The 24,961-nt window shown below is 73.3% G+C and carries 20 protein-coding genes; 9 read left to right on the forward strand and 11 right to left on the reverse strand.

Annotation, left to right across the window (positions count from 1 at the left end):
• Positions 1-14: 14 nt before the first annotated feature.
• Positions 15-1,217 carry a helix-turn-helix transcriptional regulator gene (locus ABZ135_RS15985; RefSeq protein WP_356696018.1) on the forward strand — a complete coding sequence of 401 codons (1,203 nt, stop codon included), beginning with the start codon at positions 15-17 and terminating at the stop codon, positions 1,215-1,217.
• A gap of 9 nt (positions 1,218-1,226) precedes the next feature.
• Here ABZ135_RS15985 and ABZ135_RS15990 read toward each other — a convergent pair whose 3' ends face one another.
• From ABZ135_RS15990 to ABZ135_RS16000, 3 genes are all read right to left on the reverse strand, one after another.
• Positions 1,227-1,844: a helix-turn-helix domain-containing protein gene (locus tag ABZ135_RS15990; RefSeq protein ID WP_356696171.1), complete on the reverse strand. Its 618-nt coding sequence runs from the start codon at positions 1,842-1,844 to the stop codon at positions 1,227-1,229.
• A 146-nt stretch (positions 1,845-1,990) separates the two neighbouring features.
• A complete protein-coding gene (locus ABZ135_RS15995) occupies positions 1,991-2,701 on the reverse strand; it encodes a response regulator (protein ID WP_356696020.1) in 711 nt (236 codons plus the stop codon).
• Complete coding sequence (locus ABZ135_RS16000; protein ID WP_356696022.1) at positions 2,698-4,416, reverse strand: sensor histidine kinase; 1,719 nt, start codon at positions 4,414-4,416, stop codon at positions 2,698-2,700. The genes ABZ135_RS15995 and ABZ135_RS16000 overlap by 4 nt, the downstream gene beginning before the upstream one ends.
• Positions 4,417-4,567: 151 nt before the next feature.
• On the opposite strand from ABZ135_RS16000, the gene ABZ135_RS16005 reads away from it, so the two are divergent.
• Positions 4,568-5,986 carry a cation:dicarboxylase symporter family transporter gene (locus tag ABZ135_RS16005; protein ID WP_356696024.1) on the forward strand — a complete coding sequence of 473 codons (1,419 nt, stop codon included), beginning with the start codon at positions 4,568-4,570 and terminating at the stop codon, positions 5,984-5,986.
• A 212-nt stretch (positions 5,987-6,198) separates the two neighbouring features.
• Here ABZ135_RS16005 and ABZ135_RS16010 read toward each other — a convergent pair whose 3' ends face one another.
• Positions 6,199-7,077 carry an aldo/keto reductase gene (locus ABZ135_RS16010; RefSeq protein ID WP_356696026.1) on the reverse strand — a complete coding sequence of 293 codons (879 nt, stop codon included), beginning with the start codon at positions 7,075-7,077 and terminating at the stop codon, positions 6,199-6,201.
• Positions 7,077-8,018: an NAD-dependent epimerase/dehydratase family protein gene (locus ABZ135_RS16015; protein WP_356696028.1), complete on the reverse strand. Its 942-nt coding sequence runs from the start codon at positions 8,016-8,018 to the stop codon at positions 7,077-7,079. Before ABZ135_RS16015 ends, ABZ135_RS16010 begins: the two co-directional genes overlap by 1 nt.
• Positions 8,019-8,062: 44 nt before the next feature.
• Here ABZ135_RS16015 and ABZ135_RS16020 point away from each other — a divergent pair, with 44 nt between their 5' ends.
• The 4 genes from ABZ135_RS16020 (at position 8,063) to ABZ135_RS16035 (ending at position 10,442) form a co-directional block, all read left to right on the forward strand.
• Positions 8,063-8,584: an Lrp/AsnC family transcriptional regulator gene (locus tag ABZ135_RS16020; protein ID WP_356696030.1), complete on the forward strand. Its 522-nt coding sequence runs from the start codon at positions 8,063-8,065 to the stop codon at positions 8,582-8,584.
• A 100-nt stretch (positions 8,585-8,684) separates the two neighbouring features.
• Positions 8,685-9,581 (forward strand): nitroreductase/quinone reductase family protein, encoded by an 897-nt coding sequence (locus ABZ135_RS16025; RefSeq protein WP_356696032.1) that lies wholly within the window; start codon positions 8,685-8,687, stop codon positions 9,579-9,581.
• A gap of 49 nt (positions 9,582-9,630) precedes the next feature.
• Positions 9,631-10,098 carry a MerR family transcriptional regulator gene (locus tag ABZ135_RS16030; RefSeq protein ID WP_356696034.1) on the forward strand — a complete coding sequence of 156 codons (468 nt, stop codon included), beginning with the start codon at positions 9,631-9,633 and terminating at the stop codon, positions 10,096-10,098.
• Entirely contained in the window at positions 10,095-10,442 is a 348-nt protein-coding gene (locus ABZ135_RS16035; RefSeq protein WP_356696036.1) for a thioredoxin domain-containing protein, read from the forward strand. The genes ABZ135_RS16030 and ABZ135_RS16035 overlap by 4 nt, the downstream gene beginning before the upstream one ends.
• Before the next feature lie 168 nt (positions 10,443-10,610).
• Here the strand turns inward: ABZ135_RS16035 and ABZ135_RS16040 are convergent, their stop codons facing one another.
• Positions 10,611-11,513 (reverse strand): squalene/phytoene synthase family protein, encoded by a 903-nt coding sequence (locus ABZ135_RS16040; protein ID WP_356696038.1) that lies wholly within the window; start codon positions 11,511-11,513, stop codon positions 10,611-10,613.
• A gap of 109 nt (positions 11,514-11,622) precedes the next feature.
• Here ABZ135_RS16040 and ABZ135_RS16045 point away from each other — a divergent pair, with 109 nt between their 5' ends.
• Positions 11,623-12,198: a hypothetical protein gene (locus tag ABZ135_RS16045; RefSeq protein ID WP_356696040.1), complete on the forward strand. Its 576-nt coding sequence runs from the start codon at positions 11,623-11,625 to the stop codon at positions 12,196-12,198.
• Positions 12,195-13,175 (forward strand): nucleotidyl transferase AbiEii/AbiGii toxin family protein, encoded by a 981-nt coding sequence (locus tag ABZ135_RS16050; RefSeq protein ID WP_356696042.1) that lies wholly within the window; start codon positions 12,195-12,197, stop codon positions 13,173-13,175. The genes ABZ135_RS16045 and ABZ135_RS16050 overlap by 4 nt, the downstream gene beginning before the upstream one ends.
• Here the strand turns inward: ABZ135_RS16050 and thrS are convergent.
• A complete protein-coding gene (gene thrS / locus ABZ135_RS16055; protein WP_356696044.1) occupies positions 13,172-14,404 on the reverse strand; it encodes a threonine--tRNA ligase in 1,233 nt (410 codons plus the stop codon). The two genes, ABZ135_RS16050 and thrS, sit on opposite strands and share 4 nt — an antisense overlap.
• 371 nt (positions 14,405-14,775) lie before the next feature.
• Here thrS and ABZ135_RS16060 point away from each other — a divergent pair, with 371 nt between their 5' ends.
• Positions 14,776-17,010: a UvrD-helicase domain-containing protein gene (locus tag ABZ135_RS16060; RefSeq protein WP_356696046.1), complete on the forward strand. Its 2,235-nt coding sequence runs from the start codon at positions 14,776-14,778 to the stop codon at positions 17,008-17,010.
• Here the strand turns inward: ABZ135_RS16060 and glgB are convergent, their stop codons facing one another.
• From glgB to ABZ135_RS16080, 4 genes are all read right to left on the reverse strand, one after another.
• The gene (glgB, locus tag ABZ135_RS16065) at positions 17,011-19,164 is read right to left on the reverse strand and encodes a 1,4-alpha-glucan branching enzyme (protein WP_356696173.1); all 2,154 of its coding nucleotides are present in this window, start codon (positions 19,162-19,164) and stop codon (positions 17,011-17,013) included.
• Between the two features lie 387 nt (positions 19,165-19,551).
• Positions 19,552-20,901: a maltokinase gene (locus ABZ135_RS16070; protein ID WP_356696048.1), complete on the reverse strand. Its 1,350-nt coding sequence runs from the start codon at positions 20,899-20,901 to the stop codon at positions 19,552-19,554.
• Positions 20,902-21,145: 244 nt separating this feature from the next.
• A complete protein-coding gene (gene treS / locus ABZ135_RS16075; protein ID WP_356696050.1) occupies positions 21,146-22,840 on the reverse strand; it encodes a maltose alpha-D-glucosyltransferase in 1,695 nt (564 codons plus the stop codon).
• Positions 22,837-24,822, reverse strand: a complete 1,986-nt coding sequence (locus ABZ135_RS16080) for an alpha-1,4-glucan--maltose-1-phosphate maltosyltransferase (protein WP_356696051.1) — start codon at positions 24,820-24,822, stop codon at positions 22,837-22,839. The genes treS and ABZ135_RS16080 overlap by 4 nt, the downstream gene beginning before the upstream one ends.
• Positions 24,823-24,961: the final 139 nt, after the last annotated feature.

Genomic DNA, 24,961 nt, shown 5'->3' on the forward strand with positions numbered 1-24,961 from the left:
GGGGAGCGGCGCGCATGACCACGGGGAGGACGGCTCCCGATCCTCGGGAGGCACGGAACCCGGCCGAGTTCATCGCGCGGCTCCAGGCCCTGCGGACCTGGTCCGGTCTCACCTACCGCGAACTGGCCGCCCGCGCCGACGCGCGCGGAGACGTGCTGCCCCGCTCCACCGTCGCCAACATGCTGGCCCGCACGACCGTCCCGCGCGAGGAGCTCCTCGCCGCGTTCGTGCGCGCGTGCGGGGTGGGGCCGGGGGCGGCACAGGAATGGGAGGCGGTACGGAAGGAGCTCGCGACCAGGGGGGCGTACGAGCCCGGACGGTACGAGCCGGGGGCGGACGAGCGGGTCGCGGGTGAGCGGCCGGCGGGTGAGCCGGACCGGGCGGCGCAGGCCCCCGCGACGGCCGGGGCGGTGGCGGTCGGGGCCGCGGGGACGGGAGCCGGAACGGGGGCCGCCGTGGCCGAAACCGCCGAAACCGCCGGAGCCGGAACGGAGGCCGCCGTGGCCGAAACCGCCGAAACCGCCGGGGCCGCCGAGGAGGCGCCGCCGGTGTGGCCCGGGGCCGAGGGGGAGGAGCCGCCCGCCGACACGCACGACCCCGGGACCCCGGAGGCTCCGGCCGGGCCCCGCTCCCGGCTGCACCGCGCCCTGGTCGCCGTGACCGGCGTGGCCGGCCTCGTCGTCGCCACGCTCAGCGTCGTCGCCTTCCTCCGCGAGGACACCCCCGCCCACCGCACCCCGCCCGCGCTCACCGCCCCCGCCGAAGGTCCGGTCCACATCCGGGTGATCGGCTCCGACCTGTGCCTGAACGAACGGCGGGGCAGCAGGAGCGGCCAGATCCACCAGCGCGCCTGCGCGGGTGCCGACCTTCCCGCGTACGAGCTGAAGAAGCTCCCCGGCGACCACTGGCGGATCGTTTCGCGGCACCCCGACTTCGGTCCCGGCTGCTCCGGCATCCCCTCCGGCGGCCGGATACCCGACGCCGCGCTCGAGGACTCCGAGTGCGGCGACCCCAGCCGCGTCGAACGCTTCACCCTGGAGCCGCACGGCACCCCCGTGACCGGCTACCGCATCGTCCCGGCCGGCTCCGCGACCCCCGGCACCTGTGTGACCGTCGTCGGCGACCGCACGGCCGAGTGGTCCCGCCTGGCCCAGGCCCCCTGCACCCCGGACGCCCGCGGCCAGCTCTTCAGCTTCGACCGGAGGGAGGGTGCCTGAGACACACCCCTAGGGCCCCTGGGGGCCGACGGCGGCCCAGAAGTGCTCGGTGATCTCGTCCAGATACGCGCGGCCCGTCTCGGCCGTCGCACCCGAGGCGCCCCAGCTACTGCTGGCGGTCACCTTGGCGTGGTAGTCGGCGTGCAGGCGCTGGAGCGCGTTCTCGACGGTCCGCTTCGGCAGCGGCAGCAGCTTCACGACCGGTTTCACATACGCCTGCCAGCGGGTCGTGGCGGCGTCGCGCAGCAGCTCGGCGAGCTGCCGGTCGCCGCCGGTCGCGGTGAGCAGCGCGCGCGGGCCGAGGCCGAGGACCTCGGCGAGGGCGGCGGTCTGGCGCTCGTTGCCGCGCCAGCGCCCCGACTCCTCCATGCGCAGATACGCGGCCGGGTCCAGGCCCACCCGACGTGCCAGGTCCTCCGGGGCGAGGCCCCGGGCCATCCGGTGTTCGCGCAGGGTGGTGGCGGTGGCGAGGAGCTCGGCGGGGGAGCACCACAGCACGCCGGCGAGAGCGGTCAGCTCCTGCGAGGTGGGAGCGAGCCGGCCGCGCTCCCAGGCGACGACGGTCTCGGGCGTGACGTACAGGCCGTACTGGGCCCGCAGGCCGTAGGCGACGTGTTCGGGGCCCATACCGAGGCCCTCGCGCAGACGGCGGGCGGCGAGGGCGTGGAAGGGGGGAGAGGGTTGGTGCACGCCGTCACCGTAGGTGCGGAGTGTGATCATTGGCTACGGTGCGTTCACCCAAAGCCTGAGGGTCGTAGGAACCTCGGAACTGATCAGTAACCGCGCGGGGGCCCCTCGGCCGCGCTGAGCCAACGGTACTGGAGCTCCGGGCGCCCTATCTGCCCGTACTGCGGGGCGCGGGCCGCCCGGCCCGCCGTGACCAGGTGCTCCAGGTAGCGGCGGGCCGTGATCCGCGAGATCCCGACGGCCGCGCCCGCCTCCGCCGCGGTCAGGCCCTCGGGGGCCGCCCGCAGCGAACGGGTCACCGCCTCCAGGGTCGGTCCGCTCAGCCCCTTGGGCAGCGCGGCGGGCTGCGGGGCGCGCAGGGTCGCGAGCGCCCGGTCCACCTCGTCCTGGCCGGACGCCTCGCCGGCCGTCGCCCGGAACTCCGCGTACCGGGCCAGCCGGTCGCGCAGGGTGGCGAAGGTGAACGGCTTCAGGACGTACTGCACGACCCCGAGGGACACGCCCTCCCGCACGATCGCCAGGTCCCGCGCCGAGGTCACCGCGATCACGTCGGCCGCGTGCCCGGCGGCGCGCAGCGCGCGCAGCAGGTGCAGCCCGTGCCCGTCCGGCAGGTACAGGTCGAGCAGGATCAGGTCCACCGGCGTCCGGTCGAGCAGCCGCACGGCCGCGGCCCGCGAGTGCGCCACCCCCACGACGGCGAAGCCGGGCACCCGGCCCGCGTACAGGGCGTGCGCGTCGGCGGCGACGGGGTCGTCCTCGACCACGAGCACCCGGATGTCCCGGCCGGTGTCGCTCATGCCCGCACCTCCACGGCGGGCCGCCGCGGGGCGGTCGCCGCGAGCGGCAGCCTGACCGTGAACTCCGCGCCGCCGAGCGGGGACTCCGCGAGGGTCAGGCTGCCGCAGGCACGGGTCACGGCCTGCCGCACCAGAGCGAGCCCGAGCCCGCGCCCGGGCCCCCGGGTGGACCACCCGCGGTCGAGCACGGCCTCCCGGTCCTCCGGCCGCACCCCGGGCCCGCTGTCCCCGACCCGGAGCAGCAGCTCCCCGTCCTCGGCGAGCGCGGTCACGGTGACCCGGGCGCCCCTGCCCCCGTCCGCGGCCGCCTCCCGGAGCGCCCCCACCCCGCGGGCGCCGACCGCGCCGACCGGGGGCGGGGACGCCGCGCCGTCGCCCGCCGCCTCGACCGCGTTGTCGATCAGGTTGCCGAGGATCGTCACCAGGTCGCGGGAGGGCAGGGACACCGGCAGGACGCCGTCGTCGATGCGGCTGTCGTCGGTCAGGGTCAGTTCGACGCCGCGCTCGTTGGCCTGCGCGGCCTTGCCGAGGAGGAGGGCGGCGAGGACCGGTTCGCCGACGGCGGTCACCACGCGGTCGGTGAGGGCCTGGGCCAGTTCCAGTTCGGCCGTGGCGAAGCCGACGGCCTCGTCGACGCGGCCCAGTTCGATCAGCGAGACCACGGTGTGGAGCCGGTTCGCCGCCTCGTGGGCCTGGGAGCGCAGGGCCTCCGTGAAGCCGCGCTCGGAGTCCAGCTCGCCCGAGAGCGCCTGGAGTTCGGTGCGGTCCCGGAGCGTCACCACGGTGCCACGGCGCTCGCCTCCCACCACCGGCCGGGTGTTGACGACGAGCACCCGCTCGTCGGTCAGGTGCAGTTCGTCCACCCGCGGCTCCGAGGCGAGGAGCGCCCCGGTCAGCGAGGCCGGCAGCCCGAGCTCCGCCGCCGGCCGGCCGACGACCTCGTCGCCGTCCGGCCCGGCCAGGCCGAGCAGCTCCCGCGCCCCGTCGTTGATCAGCGCGATCCGGCGCTGCCCGTCCAGCATCACCAGGCCCTCGCGCACCGCGTGCAGCGCGGCCTCGTGGTAGTCGTGCATCCGGCTCAGCTCGGTCGCGTTCATGCCCTTGGTGTGCCGGCGCAGCCGGGCGTTGATGACGTACGTGCCGGCGCCGCCGAGCGCGAGGGCCGCGCCCGCCATGCCGAGCAGCGCCGTGACCTGCTCGCGCACCTGCTCGCTGATCTTCTCGATCGTGATGCCGGCGCTGACCAGGGCGATCACCCGGCCGCCGTCCTCGTGGTCGACGACCGGCGCGACCGTGCGGACGGAGCGGCCGAGCACGCCCATGTGGGTCTCGGAGAAGGTCTCGCCGCGCACGGCCGGGTCGATGTGCCCGAGGTACGTCCGGCCGATCTGCTCCGGCTCCGGGTGCGTCCAGCGCGTCCCGTCCGGTGCCATGATCACCACGAAGTTGACGCCGGAGCGAAGCCGCAGCGCCTCCGCGTACGGCTGGAGCGCGGCCGTCGGGTCCGCCGAACGGGCCGCCGCCACCACCGCGGGCGACTCGGCGACGGCCGTCGCGGTCGCCGTCGACTGGCGGCGCGCGGTCTCCTCCGCCTGGGCGCGGTCCGTCACGTACGCGAAGACCGCGCAGCCCGCGACGACGGCGGCCACCAGCACGACCTGCATCGCGAAGAGCTGCGCCGCGAGGCTGCGGGGTCGGGGCAGGTGGAGGCGCATGCGAGCAAGTGTGCCGGGCCCGGCGGCGGGACCCCGAACCGCGTACCCGAATCGTTCCTGGAACGAGACGAACGCGTCGGCCGTGAACGAAACGCACGCAAGGGTGACCCGGGTCACAGGCTGGTGGATAGTCGCGGGGATCCACCGGGACGTGGACACCCCTGAGTACGAGGAGGACCCCGTGGCCGCACGACGGGACCGCACCCATTATCTGTATCTGGCCGTGATCGGCGCCGTCCTGCTCGGCATCGCCGTCGGCTTCCTGGCGCCCGGAGTCGCCGTCGAGCTGAAGCCGCTCGGCACCGGCTTCGTCAATCTGATCAAGATGATGATCTCGCCGATCATCTTCTGCACGATCGTGCTCGGCGTCGGTTCGGTGCGCAAGGCCGCCAAGGTCGGCGCGGTCGGCGGCCTCGCCCTCGGCTACTTCATGGTGATGTCGACCGTCGCCCTCGCCATCGGCCTGCTCGTCGGCAACCTCCTGGAGCCCGGTTCGAGCCTGCACCTCACCAAGGACCTCGCCGAGGCCGGGGCCAAGCAGGCCGAGGGCGCGAGCGAGGGCACGGCCGACTTCCTCCTCGGCATCATCCCCACGACCCTGGTCTCCGCCTTCACCGAGGGCGAGGTGCTCCAGACCCTGCTCGTCGCGCTCCTCGCGGGCTTCGCGCTCCAGGCCATGGGCGCGGCCGGCGAGCCGGTGCTGCGCGGCATCGGGCACATCCAGCGGCTCGTCTTCCGCATCCTCGCCATGATCATGTGGGCCGCCCCGGTGGGTGCCTTCGGCGCCATCGCGGCCGTGGTCGGCGCGACTGGCGTGGACGCCCTGAAGTCCCTCGCCGTCATCATGATCGGCTTCTACGTCACCTGCGCGCTGTTCGTCTTCGTGGTCCTCGGCGCGCTGCTGCGCCTCGTCGCGGGCGTCAACATCCTGACCCTGCTGAAGTACCTGGGCCGCGAGTTCCTGCTGATCCTCTCCACCTCCTCCTCGGAGTCGGCGCTGCCGCGCCTGATCGCGAAGATGGAGCACCTGGGCGTCAGCAAGCCGGTGGTCGGCATCACCGTCCCGACCGGCTACTCCTTCAACCTGGACGGCACCGCGATCTATCTGACGATGGCCTCGCTGTTCGTCGCCGAGGCCATGGGCGACCCGCTGTCGATCGGCGAGCAGATCTCCCTCCTCGTCTTCATGATCATCGCCTCCAAGGGTGCGGCGGGCGTCACCGGCGCCGGCCTCGCCACCCTCGCCGGCGGCCTCCAGTCGCACCGCCCCGAACTGGTCGACGGCGTCGGCCTGATCGTCGGCATCGACCGCTTCATGAGCGAGGCCCGCGCCCTCACCAACTTCGCGGGCAACGCCGTCGCCACCGTCCTCGTCGGCACCTGGACCAAGGAGATCGACAAGGTCCGGGTGACCGAGGTGCTGGCCGGCCGCGTCCCCTTCGACGAGACCACCCTGGTCGACGACGGCCACGGCGCCCCCGCCGATCCCGCCGACCCGTCCGCGATGGCGGGCCGGCGCGCCGACCAGCGCGCCGACGAGGGCGACGAGAAGGCCCGCGCCGGCGTCTGACGAGCCCCGGGTCCCGGGCCTTGAGCCGGATCCGGGCCCCGGTCGCGGAACGCCCCCGCGCGCACGAGCGCCGGGGGCGTTTCCCCTTTTTTTGTGGCTCGGTTCGCCTCCGGGGCGCTTCAGTCGCTGTCGACGGTCGGCCGTGCTCGCCTCCCTCGTTCCTCGGCAGGCTCCGCGCGGTCTCCCTTTCGACAGCGCCGCGCCCCTCCACCTCACTCGCCTAGCTTGGCCAACTCCTCCTCGGTCAGCACCAGTTCCGCGGCCGCGGCCGAGTCGCGGGCGGTCTCCGGGCGGCTCGCGCCCGGGATCGGGACGACCGTCCCCGGGCGGGCCAGGAGCCAGGCGAGCGCCACCCGCTGCGGGCTCACCCCGCGGGCCCGCGCCACCCGGTGGAAGGCGCCGAAGCGGGGATCCGCCTCCTGAGCGGAGGCGCCGTCGAGGGAGCTGCGGGAGATGCCGCCGAGCGGACTCCACGGCAGATAGGCGAGGCCGAGCTCCGCGCACAACCGCAACTCCGCCTCGCCGTCGCGGACGGCCGGCGAGTAGCGGTTCTGTACGGAGACGAGACGCTCGCCCAGGATCTCCCGGGCCAGCAGGATCTGCTCCCGGTCCACGTTGGAGACTCCGGCCAGCCGGACCGTCCCCGCGTCCAGCAACTCCCGTATCGCGCCGAGCGATTCGGCGTAGGGCACGGCCGGGTCCGGCTTGTGGAGCTGGTAGAGGCCGATGGCCGGCAGCCCGAGCCGCCGCGCGGACGCCTCGGCCGCCCGCCGCAGGTGCTCCGGGCGGCCGTCGACCGTCCAGCCGCCGTCGGCGCTCCGGCCCCGCCCGCCCTTGGTGGCGACGAGCACCGCGTCCCGGTCGCCGCCGTAGGAGGCGAGGGCGCGGGCGAGGAACCGCTCGTTCTCACCCGGCTCCCCGGTCGGCGGGTGGTACGAGTCCGCGGTGTCCAGCAGGGTCACGCCCGCGTCCAGGGCGGCGTGGACGGTGGCGAGGGCGCGGGCCTCGTCGGGCCGGCCCTCGATCGACAGCGGCATCGCACCGAGCCCGATCGCGCTGACGGCCGTGTCGCCGAGCATGCGGTACCGCATCAGACCTCCACCTCCGTCGCGTCGCCCGCCGGCGTCTCGGCGGGGCTCGCGGTGAGCGTTTCGGCGAGTGCCGTTCCCAGCCATTCCGAGGAATGCGAGAAGCGGAATCCGAGCCCCTCGGCCCGGGAATTGTCCATCGCGTAGGCGCGGGCGAAGGAGAACGGCGACACCTCGCCCACCTCCACTTTCCGGAAAACCGTCCGGCCGCCCACCAGACGCTCGATCTCCCGGCAGATGTCCGCCGTCGTCAGCGGACCGTGGGAATGCGCGTTCACCGGTCCGGTGAATTCGGTCCCGACGGCCGCCCAGGCGAGGAACGCGGCGATCTCCTCCACGTACACATAGGTCGCCGGCCGGTTCACCACCGGCACCGCGACGGGACTGCCCGAGCGGATCCGCTCCGCGTAGTGCGCGACCCGCCCGGTGAAGTCGTCGGCGCCGCCCAGCACGTGCGCCACCCGTACCGAGGCCCACGGAAAGGCCGTACCGGCCGCCGCGAACACCGCCTCCGCCTGCCGCTTCCCCTCCCCGTAGTGCTCCTCCAGGAACGCGGGGTCCTCCCACGGAAGTCCGAGGTCCACCGGCTGCGCGGCCAGGTCGAGCACGTCCTCGGTGACCGGGGTCGCGGAGTCCTCGTACGCGTACACCTCCACCGTCGAGGTCATCACATAGCGCCGGGTGCGCCCGGCGAAAACCCTGCGGGCGATGTCCGCCTGGCGCGGGGTGTAACAGACCTGATCGACCACGACGTCGAAAGTCCGCCCGGCGAGCGCCGTTTCCAGCGCGGCCTCGTCATTCCGGTCCGCGACCAGCGGAACGACCCCTTCCGGAGCGGGCGAGGAGCCGCGATTGAACACGGTCACCCGATGTCCGGCGTCGAGCAGTCGCGTTATCAGGCGCTTTCCGAAATAGCGGTTGCCGCCGATGATCAAAACGTCCATGGCTCAAGTGTTACGTTGTGCGCACGCCAACTGAAGGGGGAATCATGGGAGTCCAGGCCGTCCCACCGAAGGAACCACGGCAGCCACGCCCCGCCACCGTCGAAACGACGGCGGGCGCCTTCGACCCCATCGACCGGCAGATCCTGGACCTCCTCCAGAGCGACGGCCGCATCAAGCTCAGCGAGCTCGGCCGCCGCGTCCGGCTCAGCCCCGCCGCCGTCACCGAGCGGGTCCGCCGCCTGGAGGGCTGCGGCGCGATCACCGGCTACGGCGCCCACGTCGCCCCCGCCCGCCTCGGCTACGGCATCCAGGCGTTCATCCGCGTCGACCCCCACGGCGGCTACACCCTCGGACATCCCCGCACCCTGGAACTCACCGCCCGCCCCGAGATCCGCGAGGTCCACCACGTGGTCGGCGAGGACTGCTGGATCCTCAAGGTCGCCGTGACCGACACCGTCCACCTGGAGGAGATCCTGGAACAGACCTCCGCCCTCGGCCGCACCACCACCTCCGTCGTGCTGTCCTCGCCGGTCGAGCGGAAACCGCTGCTCCCGCCCGGCGCTTGACAACTTCCCGGGCGCCCCGTTGAGATGAGGCAACTCGCGTCGCGTGTCGGTCCGCGCTGGAAAGCGGAGACATGGAGGCACGAGGACAGTTGGGACGGCTTTGCCTCTCCACTTCAACACCGAGATCATCGACGAGTTCCGCACCCACGCCGGCCGCCTCGGCGGCCCCTTCGAAGGATGGGTGCTCCTCCTTCTCACCACCACCGGCGCCCGGTCCGGAAACCCGCACACCACCCCGCTCGGCTTCGTCCGCGACGGCGACCCGGACGGCCCGGACGGCGAACGCCTCCTCGTGGTCGGCTCCGCCGGCGGCTCCCATCGGCACCCCGACTGGTACCGCAACCTCCTCGCGAACCCCCGGGTCACCGTGGAGATCCCGGACGCGGACGCCCCGGGCGGCATCGACACCTGGCAGGGCACCGCCGTCGCCGCCACCGGCCCCGAACGCGACGCGCTCTTCGCGAAGGTGGTCGCCGCCGCCCCCGGCTACGCCGACTACCAGCAGGCCACCGACCGGATCCTGCCCGTCGTCGCCCTCTACCGCGACCCGGTTTCCAGCTTCACCCCGCCCACCCGGCTCGACGCCCTCGCCGACGAGCTGGTCGCGATCCACGACTGGCTCCGGGGCGAGCTGACGGCCCTGCGCGCAGGCATCGGCGCCCGTACCGCGGACGCCCCCGGCCTCACGGTCCGGTTGCGCCGGCACTGCCTCACCTTCTGCTCCGCCCTCGCCGTCCACCACGGCGGCGAGGACGCCGGGCTCTTCCCGTACCTCGCCCGGGAGTATCCGGAGAAGGCCGGCGCCCTCGACCGCCTCGCGGCCGAGCACGCCACGGTCGCCCGGGCCCTCGACGAGCTCCAGACCCTGCTCGCCCGCCTCGACGAGGCGGACCCGGCGGCGCTGCGCGGGGAGTTCGACCGGCTCGCGAAGGAGCTGGAGGAGCACTTCGCGTACGAGGAGGAACAGGTGCTCCCGCTGCTCCGGGAGTGGACCTGAGCCCTCCCTGCTTGCCTTGACGTCGGCGTCAAGGCTTACGTTCGGGGACATGAGAATCGGCGAGCTGGCCGAGCGGGCGGGCACGACCACGCGGACTCTGCGCTACTACGAGTCCCGGGGCCTGCTGGCCGCACGGCGCACGGAGAACGGCTACCGCGACTACGACGAGGACGACCTGCGGCTCCTCCAGCAGATCCGGACCCTGCAGGACTTCGGGTTCGAGCTGGAGGAGACCCGGCCGTTCGTGGAGTGCCTGCGGGCCGGCCACCCGGCGGGCGACGCGTGTCCCGCGTCGATCGCCGTCTACCGGCGCAAGCTCGCCGAGCTCGACGGGCTCATCGACCAACTGCGGACCGTGCGCGCCCAGGTCGGCGCGCAGTTGCTGCGGGCCGAGGCGGAACTGCCGGGCGGCCCCGAGCCGCTCTGCCAACTGGGCCACGAACACCCCACCGGACGCGAGAGCGCGCCCGGACCCCCGACAACGGGACCCCTGACAACGGGAGGACGAGGACGATGATCCGAGCGGAAGGCGTGGCCGAGGTCACCGACGCCGACTTCGAGACGGAGGTGCTTGGCGCCGGCCTGCCGGTCCTCCTGGAGTTCACCGCGGACTGGTGCGGCCCCTGCCGCCAGCTCGCCCCGGTCCTGAGCGCCGTGGCCCGGGAGGAGGCCGGCCGGCTGAAGGTCGTCCAGATCGACGCGGACACCAACCCGGAGACGGTCACCCGGTACGGCGTCCTGTCGATGCCGACCCTGATGGTGTTCCGGTCCGGCGAGCCCGTCCGGTCCATGGTCGGCGCCCGCCCCAAGCGCCGCCTCCTGGAGGAGCTCGCGGACGTCCTGGAGCCGGCCCGGGCGTAGGCGGGGCCGGAACGGTCCCGGGCGGTCAGCCGGTCAGGCGGCCGGATGGTCAGGCGGCCGGGCGGCCGGGCGGCCGGGCGGGGGGATCACGCGGGCGTACGGGCTGCGGCCCGCGCCCTCGTCCACGCCCCCGTCCGGGCCCGCCCGGACCCCCGCCCCCGCGTCCGGCTACACGCTCCGCCGACCGAGCCGGGCCCGTGCCGTCTCGCGGAGCAGCAGGGCGGCCGCCCGCAGCGCCGGCGGGCCCGACGGGCGGGCGGCCAGCGCCGGTCCGGCGCGGCGCACCGCGTCGAGGCGGAGGCGCTGGACCCCGGTGAGGGCCCGGACGAAGGGCCGGTACGCCGGAGCGGCCACGCCCACGAGCGCGGCCGCCGCCACCAGGTCCGCCGCGGCCCGGTCCGCCTGCTCCTCGACGAGCCGGCCGAGGCCGGGCCCCGGCCGCGTCAGGTCCGCGCCGTGCCGCGCCACCGCGTCGGCCGGGACGCCGGGCCGGCCCGCGCGCACGTCCTCGGCCAGGTCCTCCAGGAAGTCGAGGCGCTGCATGGAGCGGATGAGCACATGGCAGTGGGCGGTGAACGCCTCCCGCGCGGACGGCTCCGCGGGCGCGAGCAGACAGGCCGTCAGCATCAGCCCGGGCAGGGAGTACTCCCGTACGTACCGCTCCAGGTCCTCGTCGTCCGCGAGGGTCCGCCACGCCACCTCGCGCGCACTGCCCCGCAGGAACTCCTCCACGTGCCCGCGCACCTCCGGGTGCCGCTCGGCGGTGCGCGTCAGGCAGCGCAGCACCGGCAGCCCCGAGTCGCCTTCCGCGAACGCCTTCCGGACGAGCCCTTCCCACTCCGCGAGCGCGCCCGCGCGCTCCTCTTCGGCACCCCGGTCGATCCGGTCGTCCGTCTCGTGCATGAAGGCGACGGCGGCCACGACGTGCGGCAGCAGCCCGGCGGGCAGCAGCAGCCGCGCCGCCGCGTACTCGGCGGGCCGGTACCGCCGCACCGCCCGCCGCTGCTCCGTGTAGTCCCGTCGCAGCCGGGGTGCGCCGATCCCGGCCCGGTCGAGGGCCCGCTTCCACATGCCGATCTCCTGTCGTCCGTCGGCTGTGAGCCTACGGCCGGCCGCGGAAACCCGGATGATCCGCCGGCGGCCCGTCTGACACACTCGCTCCGGTGTACGAGGGGGCGAGGTGTACGAGACGCATGTGACGGTCCGCTGCCGGACCGAGGAGGAGCGGGCCCGGCTCGACGGGTGGGCGGCGGAGCGGGGGCTGAAGGTGACCACCATCGTCCTCGCCCGGGGCCGGATGCCCGTCCAGCCGATGCTGACCCTGCCCGACCGCACCGGCCATCCGGCGGTCGTGGCCGGGCTGCGGGCGGCCGGTTTCGAACCGGTGCGGGTCAAGGTCGAGACGGTGCCGTGGAGCGAGGAGCCCGCCGGACCGGGCGGCGGCTACTACGAGCACCACCTGAAGCTGGCGCTGCCCGCCGCCTACGACCGTGCCGCGCTCGAAGCCCTCGTCGTGCCGCACGGCGCGCACGTCTCGTGGAACGCCCGCCGGGTCCTGCCGGGCCCGGGCGGACGGCACGAGCGTTTCGTGACCCAGCGGCATCCGGGCCCGGCGCCGGCCGCGGGCCGCGCCTGCGACGGGCTGCTGGCCGCGCTGGTGGCCGCCGGATACGAGGTGGTCGCGGAGGAGCGGGAGTTCGTGCTCTCGGACAGCGACCTGTCCGTGGACGAGGGATGGCTGGAGGAGACCGCATGACAGAGAACCCCGCGGGGCCGGGCACCACCGGCGAGAGCCGCGCCGCGTACGTGAGCCGCAGGGAAGAGCTGCCCCGCACCCTGACCGCGGGCATCGGGGACGCCGCCGTCCGGCACCGGGTCTTCGACCCCGCCCTCAAGCACTTCGACGAAGCCTTCCAGCCCACCGACGAGGTCGTCGAGGACCCCGCGCTGCGGGCCCGCTGGCAGGCCGCCCGCCGTACGGCCCTCGACCTCGTCCTCGCGGCCGTCGCCGGGTCGTCGTGGGCGGACTCCCTGGTGCTGCGCGGCAGCATGCTGATGTCGGCCTGGTTCGGGGACGCCGCCCGCGCGCCCAAGGACATCGACTTCGTCGTCGTCCCCGACACCTGGCACATCGAGGAGCCCCGCACCCGCGCCCTCCTCGACGGCATCGCCGAGGCCGCCGAACGGCTCGCCCGGGAACGGCGCGGCGACATCCGGCTGTCCGCCGAGGGGGCCGTGTCCGAGGACATCTGGACGTACGAGCGGGTCCCCGGCCGGCGCCTCGTCATCCCCTGGAGCGCCCCCGGCCTCCCCGGCGGCCAGGTCCAGCTCGACTTCGTCTTCAACGAGCGCCTCCCCGTCCCGCCCCGCCCGGCCGAGGTCGCCGGCGTGCGGCTGACGGCGGCGGACCGCGAGCTCTCCCTGGCCTGGAAGCTCATGTGGCTGAGCTGCGACACGTACCCCCAGGCCAAGGACCTCTACGACGCCGTCCTCCTCGCCGAGAGCTGCACGATGCCGCTCGGCCTCCTGGAGACGGTGCTGCGCGAGGCGGACGAGTGGCCGGGCTACCGGAACGAGTCGCTGAACCTCGGCATGTTCGAGAGGGCCGCCCGAGAGGTCGACTGGGACGGCTTCCCGCACGACCACCCGGACACCGCGTCCGTACGACAGGACCTGACCACGCGCCTGATGACCGCGCTGGCCCCGCTCTTCCCGGAGGAAGCCGCGTCCTAGTCCCACAGCCCGGTCGAGCGCGCCGCCACCATCGCACCCACCCGGTCGAGGAGTTCCGCGGCCGGCAGCGGGTCGAGCCGTCGCCCGTCGCGGAGGCGGACGGAGACCCGGTCGGCGGCGGCCTCCTTCGGGCCGATGACCGCCTGGTACGGGACGAGGCGGGACGCGCGGATCCGGGCGCCCAGGCTGCCGCGGTCCGCGGCGAGGACCTCGGCGCGCAGGCCCCGTTCGACGCACCGGTCGGCGAGGCGGGCGGCGGCCGGGACGGCCTCGTCCGAGACGGGCAGGACGACGAGCTGCACGGGCGCGAGCCAGGCCGGGAAGGCGCCGGCGTGGCGCTCGACGAGGTGGGCGACGGCGCGCTCCACGCTGCCGATGACGGAGCGGTGGACCATCACGGGACGGTGCCTGCCGCCGTCCGGGCCGATGTAGCGCAGGTCGAACCGCTCGGGCTGGTGGAAGTCGACCTGGACGGTGGACAGGGTCGACTCGCGGCCGGCCGGGTCGGCGACCTGCACGTCGATCTTGGGTCCGTAGAACGCGGCCTCGCCCTCGCCCTCCTCGTAGGCGATCCCGGAGGCGTCCAGGACCTCGCGCAGCAGGGCGGTCGACCGCTCCCACTTCTCGGGCGCGGCGACGTACTTCCCGCCAGGACCGGGCAGCGAGAGCCGGTACCGGGCCGGCTCGATGCCCATCACCGCGTACGCCCGGCGGATCAGCTCCAGGGCCCCGGCGGCCTCCTCGGCGACCTGGTCGAGGGTGCAGAAGACATGGGCGTCGTTGAGCTGGATGGCCCGGACGCGGGTGAGCCCGCCGAGCACGCCGGACAGCTCCGAGCGGTACATGCCGCCCAACTCCGCCATGCGCAGGGGGAGATCGCGGTGGCTGCGGGGCCGGGAGCGGAAGATCACCGCGTGGTGCGGGCAGAGGCTGGGCCGCATCACGAAGTGCTCTCCGCCGACCTCCATCGGCGGGAACATGTCGTCGCCGTAGTGCGACCAGTGCCCGGAGATCTCGTACAGCTCGCGTTTGCCGAGCACGGGCGAGTACACGTGCCGGTACCCGGCCCGCCGCTCCGCCTCCCGCACGTACTCCTCCAGCGCGGCCCGGACCACGGCCCCGTCGGGCAGCCAGTACGGCAGCCCGGCCCCGATCAGCGGATCGGTGTCGAACAGGTCCAGCTCCCGGCCGAGCCTGCGGTGGTCGACGACGTTTCCGGATTCGTTCACGGTCACTCCTCGTGTGGGTCGGGGGAACGGCCCCCGGCGCCGACACGACGAAGCCCCGGGGCGTTCGCCCCGGGGCTTCGGACAAGGACACCTGTCAGCGCGCCGGGACACTCTCCGGCGTCGTCGTGAGAACGGCAGCGCGCTTCATACGCCCGACCGTACAAGGCCCGGCCCCACCGCGCCCGGCATTTATCCGCCGGGCACCAGCCCACCCACCCGGCGGGCCGCTGCTGCTCATGGCACACAAAAATACCCCGACCTAGAATTGACAGGCGGGGTAATTCGGCGACTATATTGGTTGGCTCTGCGTGTGCACAGCAAAGCGCGCTCACGTATTCAGTAATACGCACTGTATCGCGGCGGGAGTCGAATTGTCAACCGAAGAATTTCGGAACGAGCAGAAATTCATCACCGAGCTCTACGCCCGACTCGACGCCCTGAGGGACCAGGCCGAGGCCGGTGTCGCGACGGCGCTCGCCACGCCCGGTGCGGGCAGCGCGCAGGCGCGTCTGGAGCGGGACGTGCTCGTCGCCGAGCAGTCCGGGCTGCTCGCCGCCCTCAACGCGGGCGAGAGCGGCCTCTGCTTCGGCCGGCTCGTCTTCCGGGACGGCCGCGACCACCACATCGGCCGCCTCGGCATTCGCAAGGACGACCCCCACCGCACCCCGCTCGTCATCGACTGGCGCGCCGAGGTCGCCCGCCCCTTCTATCTCGCCACCGGCTACGAGCCGATGGGGCTGCGGCGCAGGCGCCACATCACCACCCAGGGCCGCGAGGTCGTCTCGCTCCACGACGAGGTCCTCGACCTGGCCGACGCCACCCGCACCGGCCACGAGAACCGCGACGCCGACGAGGTGCTGCTCGCCGCGCTCGACGCCGCCCGCACCGGCCGCATGCACGACATCGTGCAGACCATCCAGGCCGAGCAGGACGCCATCATCCGCTCCCCGCACGGCGGCGTCCTCGTCGTCGAGGGCGGCCCCGGCACCGGCAAGACCGCGGTCGCCCTGCACCGCGCCGCGTACCTCCTCTACGCCCACCGCGAGCAGCTCGCCAAGCGGGCCGTGCTCATCGTCGGCCCCAACCCGGCCTTCCTCGGCTACATCGGCAACGTGCTGCCCTCCCTCGGCGAGACCGGCGTCCTCCTCGCCACCCCCGGCGAGCTCTTCCCCGGCGTCCGCGCCACCGGCACCGACACGCCCCGCGCCGCCGCCGTCAAGGGCTCGGCCGCCATGGCCGAGGCGCTCGCGCGGGCCGTACGGGACTGCCAGCAGGTCCCCGAGCGCGGCGCGCCGCTGATCGTCCCGCACGAGGACGGCGACCTCGTCATCGACTGGGACATGGCCCTCGAAGCCCGCCACCGGGCCCGCGAGACCTTCCTGCCGCACAACCTGGCCCGGCCCTACTTCGTCTTCGCGATCCTCGACGCGCTGGCCGAGCAGCTCGCCGACCGCATCGGCGCCGACCCCTACGGCGGCCCCAACTTCCTCGGCCCCGACGACCGCGCCCTGCTCGCCAAGGGCGTCGCCGCCAACCCCGAGGTGCACAGCGCCCTCGACACCCTCTGGCCGCCCCTCACCCCGCAGGAGTTCCTCGCCGACTACCTCGCCGAGCCCACCCACCTCGACGAGGAGGACGCCGCCGCCATCCGCCGCGAGGGCGGCGCCTGGACCCCCGCCGACGTCCCGCTCCTCGACGAGGCCGCCGAGCTCCTCGGCGAGGACGACGCCGCCGCCCGCGCCGCCGAGGAGGCCGAGCGGCAGAAGCGGATCCAGTACGCGCAGGGCGTCCTCGACGTCTCCTACGCCTCGCGCACCTACGAGTTCGAGGACAAGGAGGAGCTCGACAAGGACGCCTCCGAGGTGCTGTCCGCGCACGACATCATCGACGCCGAGCGCTTCGCCGAACGGCACGAGGAGGCCGACCACCGCAGCGCCGCCGAACGCGCCGCCGCCGACCGCACCTGGGCGTTCGGGCACATCATCGTCGACGAGGCGCAGGAGCTGTCCGCGATGCTGTGGCGGCTGCTGATGCGCCGCAGCCCCACCCGCTCCATGACCCTGGTCGGCGACCCCGCGCAGACCGGTGACCCGGCCGGCGTCGGCGCCTGGGAGGAGATCCTCGCGCCGTACGTGCAGGACCGCTGGGAGCTCGTCCGGCTGGGCGTCAACTACCGCACCCCGGCCGAGATCATGGCGGTCGCCGCCGCCGTGCGCCGCGAGGCCGACCCGGACTTCGAGCCGCCGAGCTCGGTGCGGTCCACGGGCGTCGAGCCCTGGGACCGCACCGTCGAGGATCCGGTGAAGGAGGCCGCCGACGCGGTCGCGGCCGAGGCACGGCCCGAGGGGCGGCTCGCCGTGATCGCGCCGCCCGCACTCCACCCCGGGCTGATCGAGGCCCTGCCCGACGCCTCCTACGGCCCCACGCCCGACCTGACGCGCCCGGTCGTCCTGCTCGACCCGCGCCAGGCCAAGGGCCTGGAGTTCGACACCGTCCTCGTCGTCGACCCCGACGGCATCCGGGCCGGCGCCCCGCACGGGATCAACGACCTGTACGTGGCACTGACCCGGGCCACCCAGCGCCTCGGCGTGATCAGGCCGGCCTGATCACGCCGGCCTGAGCCAGACCGTCGCCAGCGGCGGCAGCGTCATCCGTACGCTCGCCGGACGGCCGTGCCACGGCACCGACTCGGTCTTCACCGGGTCGGTGCCCACCACGCCGCCGCCGCCGTAGCGGGCCGCGTCCGTGTTGAGCACCTCCGACCAGGCGGCGAAGGTGTCCGGCACGCCGAGCCGGTAGTCGTGCCGCACCACCGGGGAGAAGTTGCACACCGCGAGGAGCGGGGAACCGGCCGCGTCGAAGCGGAGGAAGGCGAAGACGTTGTCCTCGGCCGCGTCGCCCGCGATCCACTGGAAGCCCTCGGGGGAGGTGTCCCGCTCCCACAGCGCCGGCGTCGCCGTGTACACCGTGTTCAGGTCCCGCACCAGATCCCGTACGCCCCGGTGGTCACCGGCCGAGTGGTACGTCTCGTCCATCAGCCACCACTCGGGACCGTGCTCCGCCGACCACTCCGCGCCCTGCGCGAACTCCTGGCCCATGAACAGCAGTTGCTTGCCCGGGTGGGCCCACATGAAGCCCAGGTACGCGCGGTGGTTGGCGCGCCGCTGCCACCAGTCGCCCGGCATCTTCGACACCAGGGACCGCTTGCCGTGCACGACCTCGTCGTGGGAGATCGGCAGGATGTAGTTCTCGCTGTACGCGTACACCATCGAGAAGGTCATCTCGTGGTGGTGGTACTTGCGGTGCACCGGATCCTTCTGGACGTAGCCGAGGGAGTCGTGCATCCAGCCCATGTTCCACTTCATGCCGAAGCCGAGCCCGCCGAAGCCGCCCGGGCCCACCTGGTCGGTCGGCCGGGTCACCCCGTCCCAGGCGGTGGACTCCTCGGCGAAGGTGATGACGCCGGGGCAGCGCTTGTACACGGTGGCGTTCATCTCCTGCAGGAAGGCCACCGCGTCGAGGTTCTCCCGCCCGCCGAACTCGTTCGGCAGCCACTCGCCGTGCTCCCGCGAGTAGTCCAGGTAGAGCATCGAGGCGACCGCGTCCACCCGCAGGCCGTCGAGGTGGAACTGCTCGCACCAGTAGACCGCGTTGGCGACGAGGAAGTTCCGCACCTCCTTGCGGCCGTAGTCGAACTCCAGGGTGCCCCAGTCCGGGTGGGCCGAGCGGCGCGGGTCCTCGTGCTCGTACAGCGGGCGCCCGTCGAACTCGGCGAGGGCCCAGTCGTCGCGCGGGAAGTGCGCGGGCACCCAGTCCATCAGGACGCCGATGCCGGCCCGGTGCAGCGCGTCCACCAGGAAGCGGAAGTCGTCGGGCGTGCCCATGCGGGCCGTCGGCGCGTAGAAGCCGGTGACCTGGTAGCCCCAGGAGCCGTGGAAGGGGTGCTCGGCGACGGCCATGAACTCCACGTGCGTGAAGCCGAGATCGGCGACGTACGCGGGAAGTTGCTCGGCCAGTTCCCGGTACGTGAGCCCCGGCCGCCAGGACGGCAGGTGCACCTCGTAGACGGAGAGCGGCGCCTCGTGGTGGGGCCGCGCCCCGCGCCGGGCCATCCACTCCTCGTCCTGCCACACGTGGTGGTCGGCGGTCACGATCGACGCGGTGTTCGGCGGGCACTCGGTGCGGCGGGCCATCGGGTCGGCCCGCAGGGTGTGCGAGCCGTCCGGGCGGGCGATGTCGAACTTGTAGACCGCGCCCTCGCCGATCCCCGGCACGAACAGCTCCCACACACCCGCCGAGCCGAGCGAGCGCATCGGCAGGGCGGTGCCGTCCCAGTACGTCCAGTCGCCGGTGACCCGCACGCCGCGCGCGTTCGGCGCCCACACCGTGAAGCGGGTGCCGGTCACCCCCTGGTGGGTCATGACCCGCGCGCCGAGCGCCGTCCACAGCTCCTCGTGGCGGCCCTCGCCGATCAGGTGCAGATCGAGCTCGCCGAGGGCGGGCAGGAAGCGGTACGGGTCGTCGACCGCGATCTCGTCGCCGTCGTAGCGGACCCGGAGCTCGTAGTCCGGGACCTTGCGCAGGAGCGGCAGCACGCCGGTGAAGAGGCCGTCGCCCTCGTCGTGCAGGACGTACCGTTTCCCCTTCGCCAGGACGACGACCTCCCGGGCCCACGGGCGCAGCACCCGCACCGCGATGCCGCCCCGCACGGGGTGGGCGCCGAGCAGCGCGTGCGGGTCGTGGTGCTCACCGGCGAGCAGCCGGGCCCGGTCGCCCGCGTCGAGGGGCGGAGCCTTCCGTACGGCGGCCCGGTCCTGGCCTTCCGGCTTGGCCTCGGCCCGGGGAGCGGGCGTCTTCGGCTTGCGGGCTGTCCTGCCTGCGGATCGGGCGGTCACCGGGATGCCTCCAGAAAAAGGGAAGGGGAAGGGAACGGGAAGGGGGAAAGACGGGGTCGAGCGGGGGAGTGGCGCTTTCCACGCAAGCGCAACGCGGCGCGTTCCGCTCGGGACACTCGGCCGAACGGGCCCCGTCCGTTCCCCCGCAGGCGGGACGCCCGCCGCGCGGGCCGCCGTTGCTCCGAACGGGTCGCCCCCGGGGCGCGCCGCCCGCACCGGTGCGGAGGGCGCGTCCGGCGCGGGCGCGGGACATCACTCGCGGCCCGCCAGGCGGTGGATCGCCGCCATCGGGACCGGGAGCCAGTCCGGGCGGTGGCGGGCCTCGTAGACGACCTCGTAGACGGCCTTGTCCGTCTCGTAGGCGCGCAGCAGCGCCGGGTGGTCGCGGGGGTCCGTGCCGGACGCCTCCGCGTATCCGGTGCAGTAGGCGGCCCGGCAGCGGGCCGCCCACTCCGCGTTCCAGGGGCGGTGCGTGCGCGCCGCGTAGTCGAAGGAGCGGAGCATGCCGGCGATGTCGCGGACCGGCGGCTGCGGACTGCGCCGCTCGTCGAGCGGCTTCGCGGGCTCGCCCTCGAAGTCGATCACCGCCCAGGCGCCGTCGGAGCCGCGCAGCGTCTGCCCGAGGTGCAGGTCGCCGTGGATCCGCTGGAGCCGGCCCGAGCCGAGGGAGTCGCCGGCCGCCGCGAACACGGCCCGCAGCCCCGGCACGTACGGCAGCAGCGCCGGGACGGCCTGGGCGGCGCTGTGCAGCCGGGCGTCCATCGCGGCGGCCAGGTGCTCCGCCCGGTCGCGCGGCAGCCGCTCGGTGGGCAGGGCGGTCGCCAGGGCGAGGTGCACCTCGGCGGTGGCCCGGCCCAGGGCGTGCGCCTCCCGCGTGAAGTCCCGTCCGTCGGCGAGCGCGTCGAGGGCGAGGCGCCAGCCGTCCCGCGACTCGCGCAGATACGGCTGGAGCACGCCCAGCGTCGCCGTGTCCGTCTCGAACCAGGCGACCGGCGCCGGCACCCGGGCGCAACCGGCCCGGGAGAGCGCCAGCGGCAGTTCCAGGTCCGGGTTGGCGCCCGGGCTGACCCGGCGGAAGAGCTTGAGGATGAACGAATCTCCGTAGACGAGGGACGAGTTCGACTGCTCGGCGTCCAGGACCCTCGGGGCGAGCGCGGGCGGCAGCGGGGCCGTCGTGTGGAAGCGCAGCGGGCCGATCCGGCCGGGGCTGCGCAGCCGTTCGTAGAGCAGTCCGGCGAGCCGCGGGTCGCGCAGCCCGTCGTAGACCGCCCGGCCGGCGAGCGGCCCCTGGCGGATCCGCCCGATCAGGGCGGGGGCGAGGCGTGGCGGCAACTGGCCGCGTACGCCCAGGAGTACCTGGTAGCAGTCGGCGGGCGTGCCGGCCGGCCGGCCGGGTTGCTCGACCCGTACGAGCAGATGGAGGAGACCGGGCCCGGTGCCGTCCAGCGGCAGCAACTCGGTGGCCGCGTCCAGGGTGAACCCGGTGACCCGGCGGCCCTTGCCCGCGAACCAGCGCTGCCGGGGCAGCCAGGTGTGCAGCAGGGGCGTGAGCGACGGTAGGAGGGCGTCCGGGGCCCGGGTGGTGGATGCGGTCTCCGGCATGGCATCGCGTCCTTTCCCCGGGGTGCGCAAGGGGTGTTCGTAAGCGTTCAAATGCGCAGAGTGTCCCGGATGGCGGCTTGGGCTGTCCGGCTGTGCGGGACGTGTCGGAGGGGAAGATCCGTATGGGCCCGGCAAGAAGGCCCGTATGGACCTGAAGTACAGGGAGTGAGCGTTGTGTCACACAGTGCCCAGAGTGGGGCGGGGGAAACCGCCCCACAGGGGACAGCACTGAATCGACGGTACTTCAGGACTGCTTGAGGCGGAACCAGTAGAAGCCGTGCCCGGCGAGCGTCAGCAGATACGGCCACTGGCCGATCGGCGGGAACTCCACCCCGCCGATCAGCTCCACCGGCTTCGCCCCGTCGAAGCGCCGCAGGTCCAGCTCCGTCGGCTGCGCGAACCGGGAGAAGTTGTTCACGCACAGCACCAGGTCGTCGGCATCCTCGCGGAGGAAGGCCAGCACGGCCGGATTGGACGAGGGCAGTTCGGTGTACGAGCCGAGCCCGAAGGCACGGTTCTGCTTACGGATCTCGATCATCCGTTTCGTCCAGTGCAGCAGCGAGGACGGCGAGGCCATCCCGGCCTCCACGTTGGTGACCTGGTAGCCGTGCACCGGGTCCATGATGGCCGGCAGGTAGAGCCGTCCCGGATCGCAGGACGAGAAGCCCGCGTTGCGGTCGGGCGTCCACTGCATCGGGGTGCGCACCCCGTCCCGGTCGCCGAGCCAGATGTTGTCGCCCATGCCGATCTCGTCGCCGTAGTACAGCACCGGCGAGCCCGGCAGCGAGAACAGCAGGGCGGTGAACAGCTCCATCTGCTTGCGGTCGTTGTCGAGCAGCGGGGCGAGCCTTCGCCGGATGCCGATGTTGGCCCGCATCCGCGGGTCCTTGGCGTACTCGGCGTACATGTAGTCGCGCTCTTCGTCCGTGACCATCTCGAGGGTGAGCTCGTCGTGGTTGCGCAGGAAGATGCCCCACTGGCAGCCGGAGGGGATCGCCGGGGTCTTGGCCAGGATTTCTGAGACCGGGTGGCGGGACTCGCGCCGCACGGCCATGAAGATGCGCGGCATCACCGGGAAGTGGAAGGCCATGTGGCACTCGTCGCCGCCCGAGCGGAAGTCGCCGAAGTAGTCGACGACGTCCTCCGGCCACTGGTTGGCCTCGGCGAGCAGCACCGTGTCCGGGTAGTGGTCGTCGATCTCCTTGCGGACCCGCTTGAGGAAGGCGTGGGTGGCCGGCAGGTTCTCGCAGTTGGTGCCCTCCTGCTGGTACAGGTACGGCACCGCGTCGAGCCGGAAGCCGTCGATGCCGAGGTCGAGCCAGAAGCGCAGCGCGGACAGGATCTCCTCCTGGACCGCCGGGTTCTCGTAGTTGAGGTCCGGCTGGTGGGAGAAGAAGCGGTGCCAGTAGTACTGCTTGCGGACCGGGTCGAAGGTCCAGTTGGAGGTCTCGGTGTCGACGAAGATGATCCGGGCGTCCGCGAACTGCTTGTCGTCGTCGGCCCAGACGTAGTAGTCCCCGTACGGGCCGTCCGGGTCGGTGCGCGACTGCTGGAACCACGGGTGGGCGTCACTGGTGTGGTTCATGACGAAGTCGATGATCACCCGCATGCCGCGCTGGTGGGCCGCGTCGACGAACTCCACGAAGTCGGCCAGGTCCCCGAACTCGGGCAGCACGGAGGTGTAGTCGGCGACGTCGTAGCCGCCGTCCCGCAGCGGCGAGTCGAAGAACGGTGGCAGCCAGAGGCAGTCCACGCCCAGCCACTGCAGGTAGTCCAGGCGGGACGTGATGCCCTTCAGGTCGCCGACGCCGTCGCCGTTGCTGTCCTGGAAGGAGCGGACCAGGACCTCGTAGAAGACCGCCCGCTTGAACCACTCGGGATCGCGGTCCTTGGCGGGGGTGTCCTCGAAGGTGTCGGGGACGGGTTCGTTGACAGTCATGATGTGGGTGACCCTCCGGTCTGCGGGGACGGTCGCAGGACGAGTACGTGCGCGGGCGTGACACCCGGCTCTAGACGCACGTAGTTGGCCCTGCCCCAGTGATAGGTCTCGCCGGTGAGCTCGTCGCGCACCGGCACGGTCTCGTGCCAGGCCAGCCCGAGTTCCGGCATGTTCAACGAGACCGTGGCCTCCTGGGTGTGGTGGGGGTCGAGGTTGGCGACCACCAGGACGGTGTTCGGCCCCGAACGCTTGCTGTACGCGATGACGGAGTCGTTGTCGGTCGAGTGGAAGGTCAGGTTCCGCAGCCGGCGCAGGGCCGGGTGGCGGCGCCTGATCCGGTTCAGGGTGGTGATCAGCGGCGCGATCGAGGCCCCCGAGCGCTCGGCCGACTCCCAGTCACGCGGCCGCAGTTGGTACTTCTCGGAGTCCAGGTACTCCTCGCTGCCCTCGCGCAGCGGGGTGTTCTCGCACAGCTCGTACCCGGCGTACACGCCCCAGGTGGGGGAGAGGGTGGCGGCGAGCACCGCCCGCACCTCGAACGCGGGCCGGCCGCCGTGCTGGAGGTAGGCGTGCAGGATGTCCGGGGTGTTCACGAAGAGGTTCGGCCGCATGTGCGCGGCGGCCTCCCCGGAGAGTTCCGTCAGGTACTCCGTGATCTCCTGCTTGGTGTTGCGCCAGGTGAAGTACGTGTACGACTGCTGGAAGCCGATCGCGCCCAGGGTGTGCATCATCGCGGGCCGGGTGAACGCCTCCGCCAGGAAGATCACGTCCGGGTCGGCGCGGTTGATCTCGCCGATCACCCGCTCCCAGAACACCACCGGCTTGGTGTGCGGGTTGTCCACGCGGAAGATCCGCACCCCGTGGTCCATCCAGTGCCGCAGCACCCGGATCGTCTCGGCGACGATCCCGTGCATGTCCTTGTCGAACGCGATGGGATAGATGTCCTGGTACTTCTTCGGCGGGTTCTCGGCGTACGCGATCGAGCCGTCCGGGCGGCGGTGGAACCACTCCGGGTGCTTCTCCACCCACGGATGGTCCGGCGAACACTGCAGCGCGAAGTCCAGGGCGATCTCAAGCCGCAGCTCACGGGCCCGGGCCACGAAGGCGTCGAAGTCCTCGATCGTGCCCAGGTCCGGGTGGACGGCGTCGTGCCCGCCCTCCGGCGAACCGATCGCCCACGGCACGCCCACGTCCTCCGGGCTCGCCGACAGCGAGTTGTTCGGGCCCTTGCGGTGGGTGACGCCGATCGGGTGGATCGGCGGCAGGTACACCACGTCGAAACCCATCGCGGCGATCGCCGGCAGCCGCTCGGCCGCCGTACGGAAGGTGCCCGGCACCGTCCGCCCGCGCACCTTCCGTACGCCCTCGGAGCGCGGGAAGAACTCGTACCAGGAACCGAACAGGGCCCGCTCCCGCTCCACCCGGAGCGGCAACTTCGGAGAGGCGCTGACCAGTTCGCGCAGCGGGTGGCGGGCCAGGGTCTCGAGGACCCGGGGCGCGAGCGCCGCCGCCAGCCGCACCGCGGCCGGCCGGGACTCGTCGCGCAGCGTGTCCGCGACGGCGAGCACGGCCTCCCGGCCGCCGCCCTTCTTCGGCACGCCCTTGGCGGCCCGCTCGTGCAGCTCGGCGCCCTCGGCGAGCACCAGTTCCGAATCGATCCCGGCCGGGATCTTGATCGAGGCGGTGTGCCGCCAGGTCGTCAGCGGATCGCTCCACGCCTCGACCTGATAGGTCCACAGCCCCTCGGCATCGGGGGTGACCTCGGCGCCCCACCGGTCGGTCCCGGGCGCCAGCTCCCGCATCGGGGTCCAGGCGCCGGGCCGGCCGGACGGGCCGCGCAGCACGACATTGGCGGCGACCGCGTCATGCCCCTCCCGGAAGACGGTGGCCGTGACCTCGAAGGTCTCGCCCACCACCGCCTTCGCGGGACGGCGGCCACAGTCGACCAGCGGGCGGACGTCCAGTACGGGAATACGTCCCATGAGCGGATTCACGGCATCACCTGACGGTTCGCGAGGGTGCGGGTGGTGTGCGCTCTTTGTAGCTCCGTCGACGGCCCGCGACTCGCGGGCATCGCCGCTCCTGTGCGCGTTCACTCGGATAGCGGGGCTGAAGACAGTC

The sequence above is a fragment of the Streptomyces sp. NPDC006339 genome (assembly GCF_040612775.1).
Lineage (GTDB): Bacteria > Actinomycetota > Actinomycetes > Streptomycetales > Streptomycetaceae > Streptomyces.

What these genes read in the sequence shown, in the direction of transcription:
- ABZ135_RS15985 (WP_356696018.1), top strand. Translation starts at nt 15, where the DNA reads ATGACCACGGGGAGGACGGCTCCCGATCCTCGGGAGGCACGGAACCCG.
- ABZ135_RS15990 (WP_356696171.1), bottom strand. Translation starts at nt 1,844, where the DNA reads ATGGGCCCCGAACACGTCGCCTACGGCCTGCGGGCCCAGTACGGCCTG.
- ABZ135_RS15995 (WP_356696020.1), bottom strand. Translation starts at nt 2,701, where the DNA reads ATGAGCGACACCGGCCGGGACATCCGGGTGCTCGTGGTCGAGGACGAC.
- ABZ135_RS16000 (WP_356696022.1), bottom strand. Translation starts at nt 4,416, where the DNA reads ATGCGCCTCCACCTGCCCCGACCCCGCAGCCTCGCGGCGCAGCTCTTC.
- ABZ135_RS16010 (WP_356696026.1), bottom strand. Translation starts at nt 7,077, where the DNA reads ATGCGGTACCGCATGCTCGGCGACACGGCCGTCAGCGCGATCGGGCTC.
- ABZ135_RS16015 (WP_356696028.1), bottom strand. Translation starts at nt 8,018, where the DNA reads ATGGACGTTTTGATCATCGGCGGCAACCGCTATTTCGGAAAGCGCCTG.
- ABZ135_RS16020 (WP_356696030.1), top strand. Translation starts at nt 8,063, where the DNA reads ATGGGAGTCCAGGCCGTCCCACCGAAGGAACCACGGCAGCCACGCCCC.
- ABZ135_RS16030 (WP_356696034.1), top strand. Translation starts at nt 9,631, where the DNA reads ATGAGAATCGGCGAGCTGGCCGAGCGGGCGGGCACGACCACGCGGACT.
- ABZ135_RS16035 (WP_356696036.1), top strand. Translation starts at nt 10,095, where the DNA reads ATGATCCGAGCGGAAGGCGTGGCCGAGGTCACCGACGCCGACTTCGAG.
- ABZ135_RS16040 (WP_356696038.1), bottom strand. Translation starts at nt 11,513, where the DNA reads ATGTGGAAGCGGGCCCTCGACCGGGCCGGGATCGGCGCACCCCGGCTG.
- ABZ135_RS16050 (WP_356696042.1), top strand. Translation starts at nt 12,195, where the DNA reads ATGACAGAGAACCCCGCGGGGCCGGGCACCACCGGCGAGAGCCGCGCC.
- ABZ135_RS16070 (WP_356696048.1), bottom strand. Translation starts at nt 20,901, where the DNA reads ATGCCGGAGACCGCATCCACCACCCGGGCCCCGGACGCCCTCCTACCG.
- treS (WP_356696050.1), bottom strand. Translation starts at nt 22,840, where the DNA reads ATGACTGTCAACGAACCCGTCCCCGACACCTTCGAGGACACCCCCGCC.
- ABZ135_RS16080 (WP_356696051.1), bottom strand. Translation starts at nt 24,822, where the DNA reads ATGGGACGTATTCCCGTACTGGACGTCCGCCCGCTGGTCGACTGTGGC.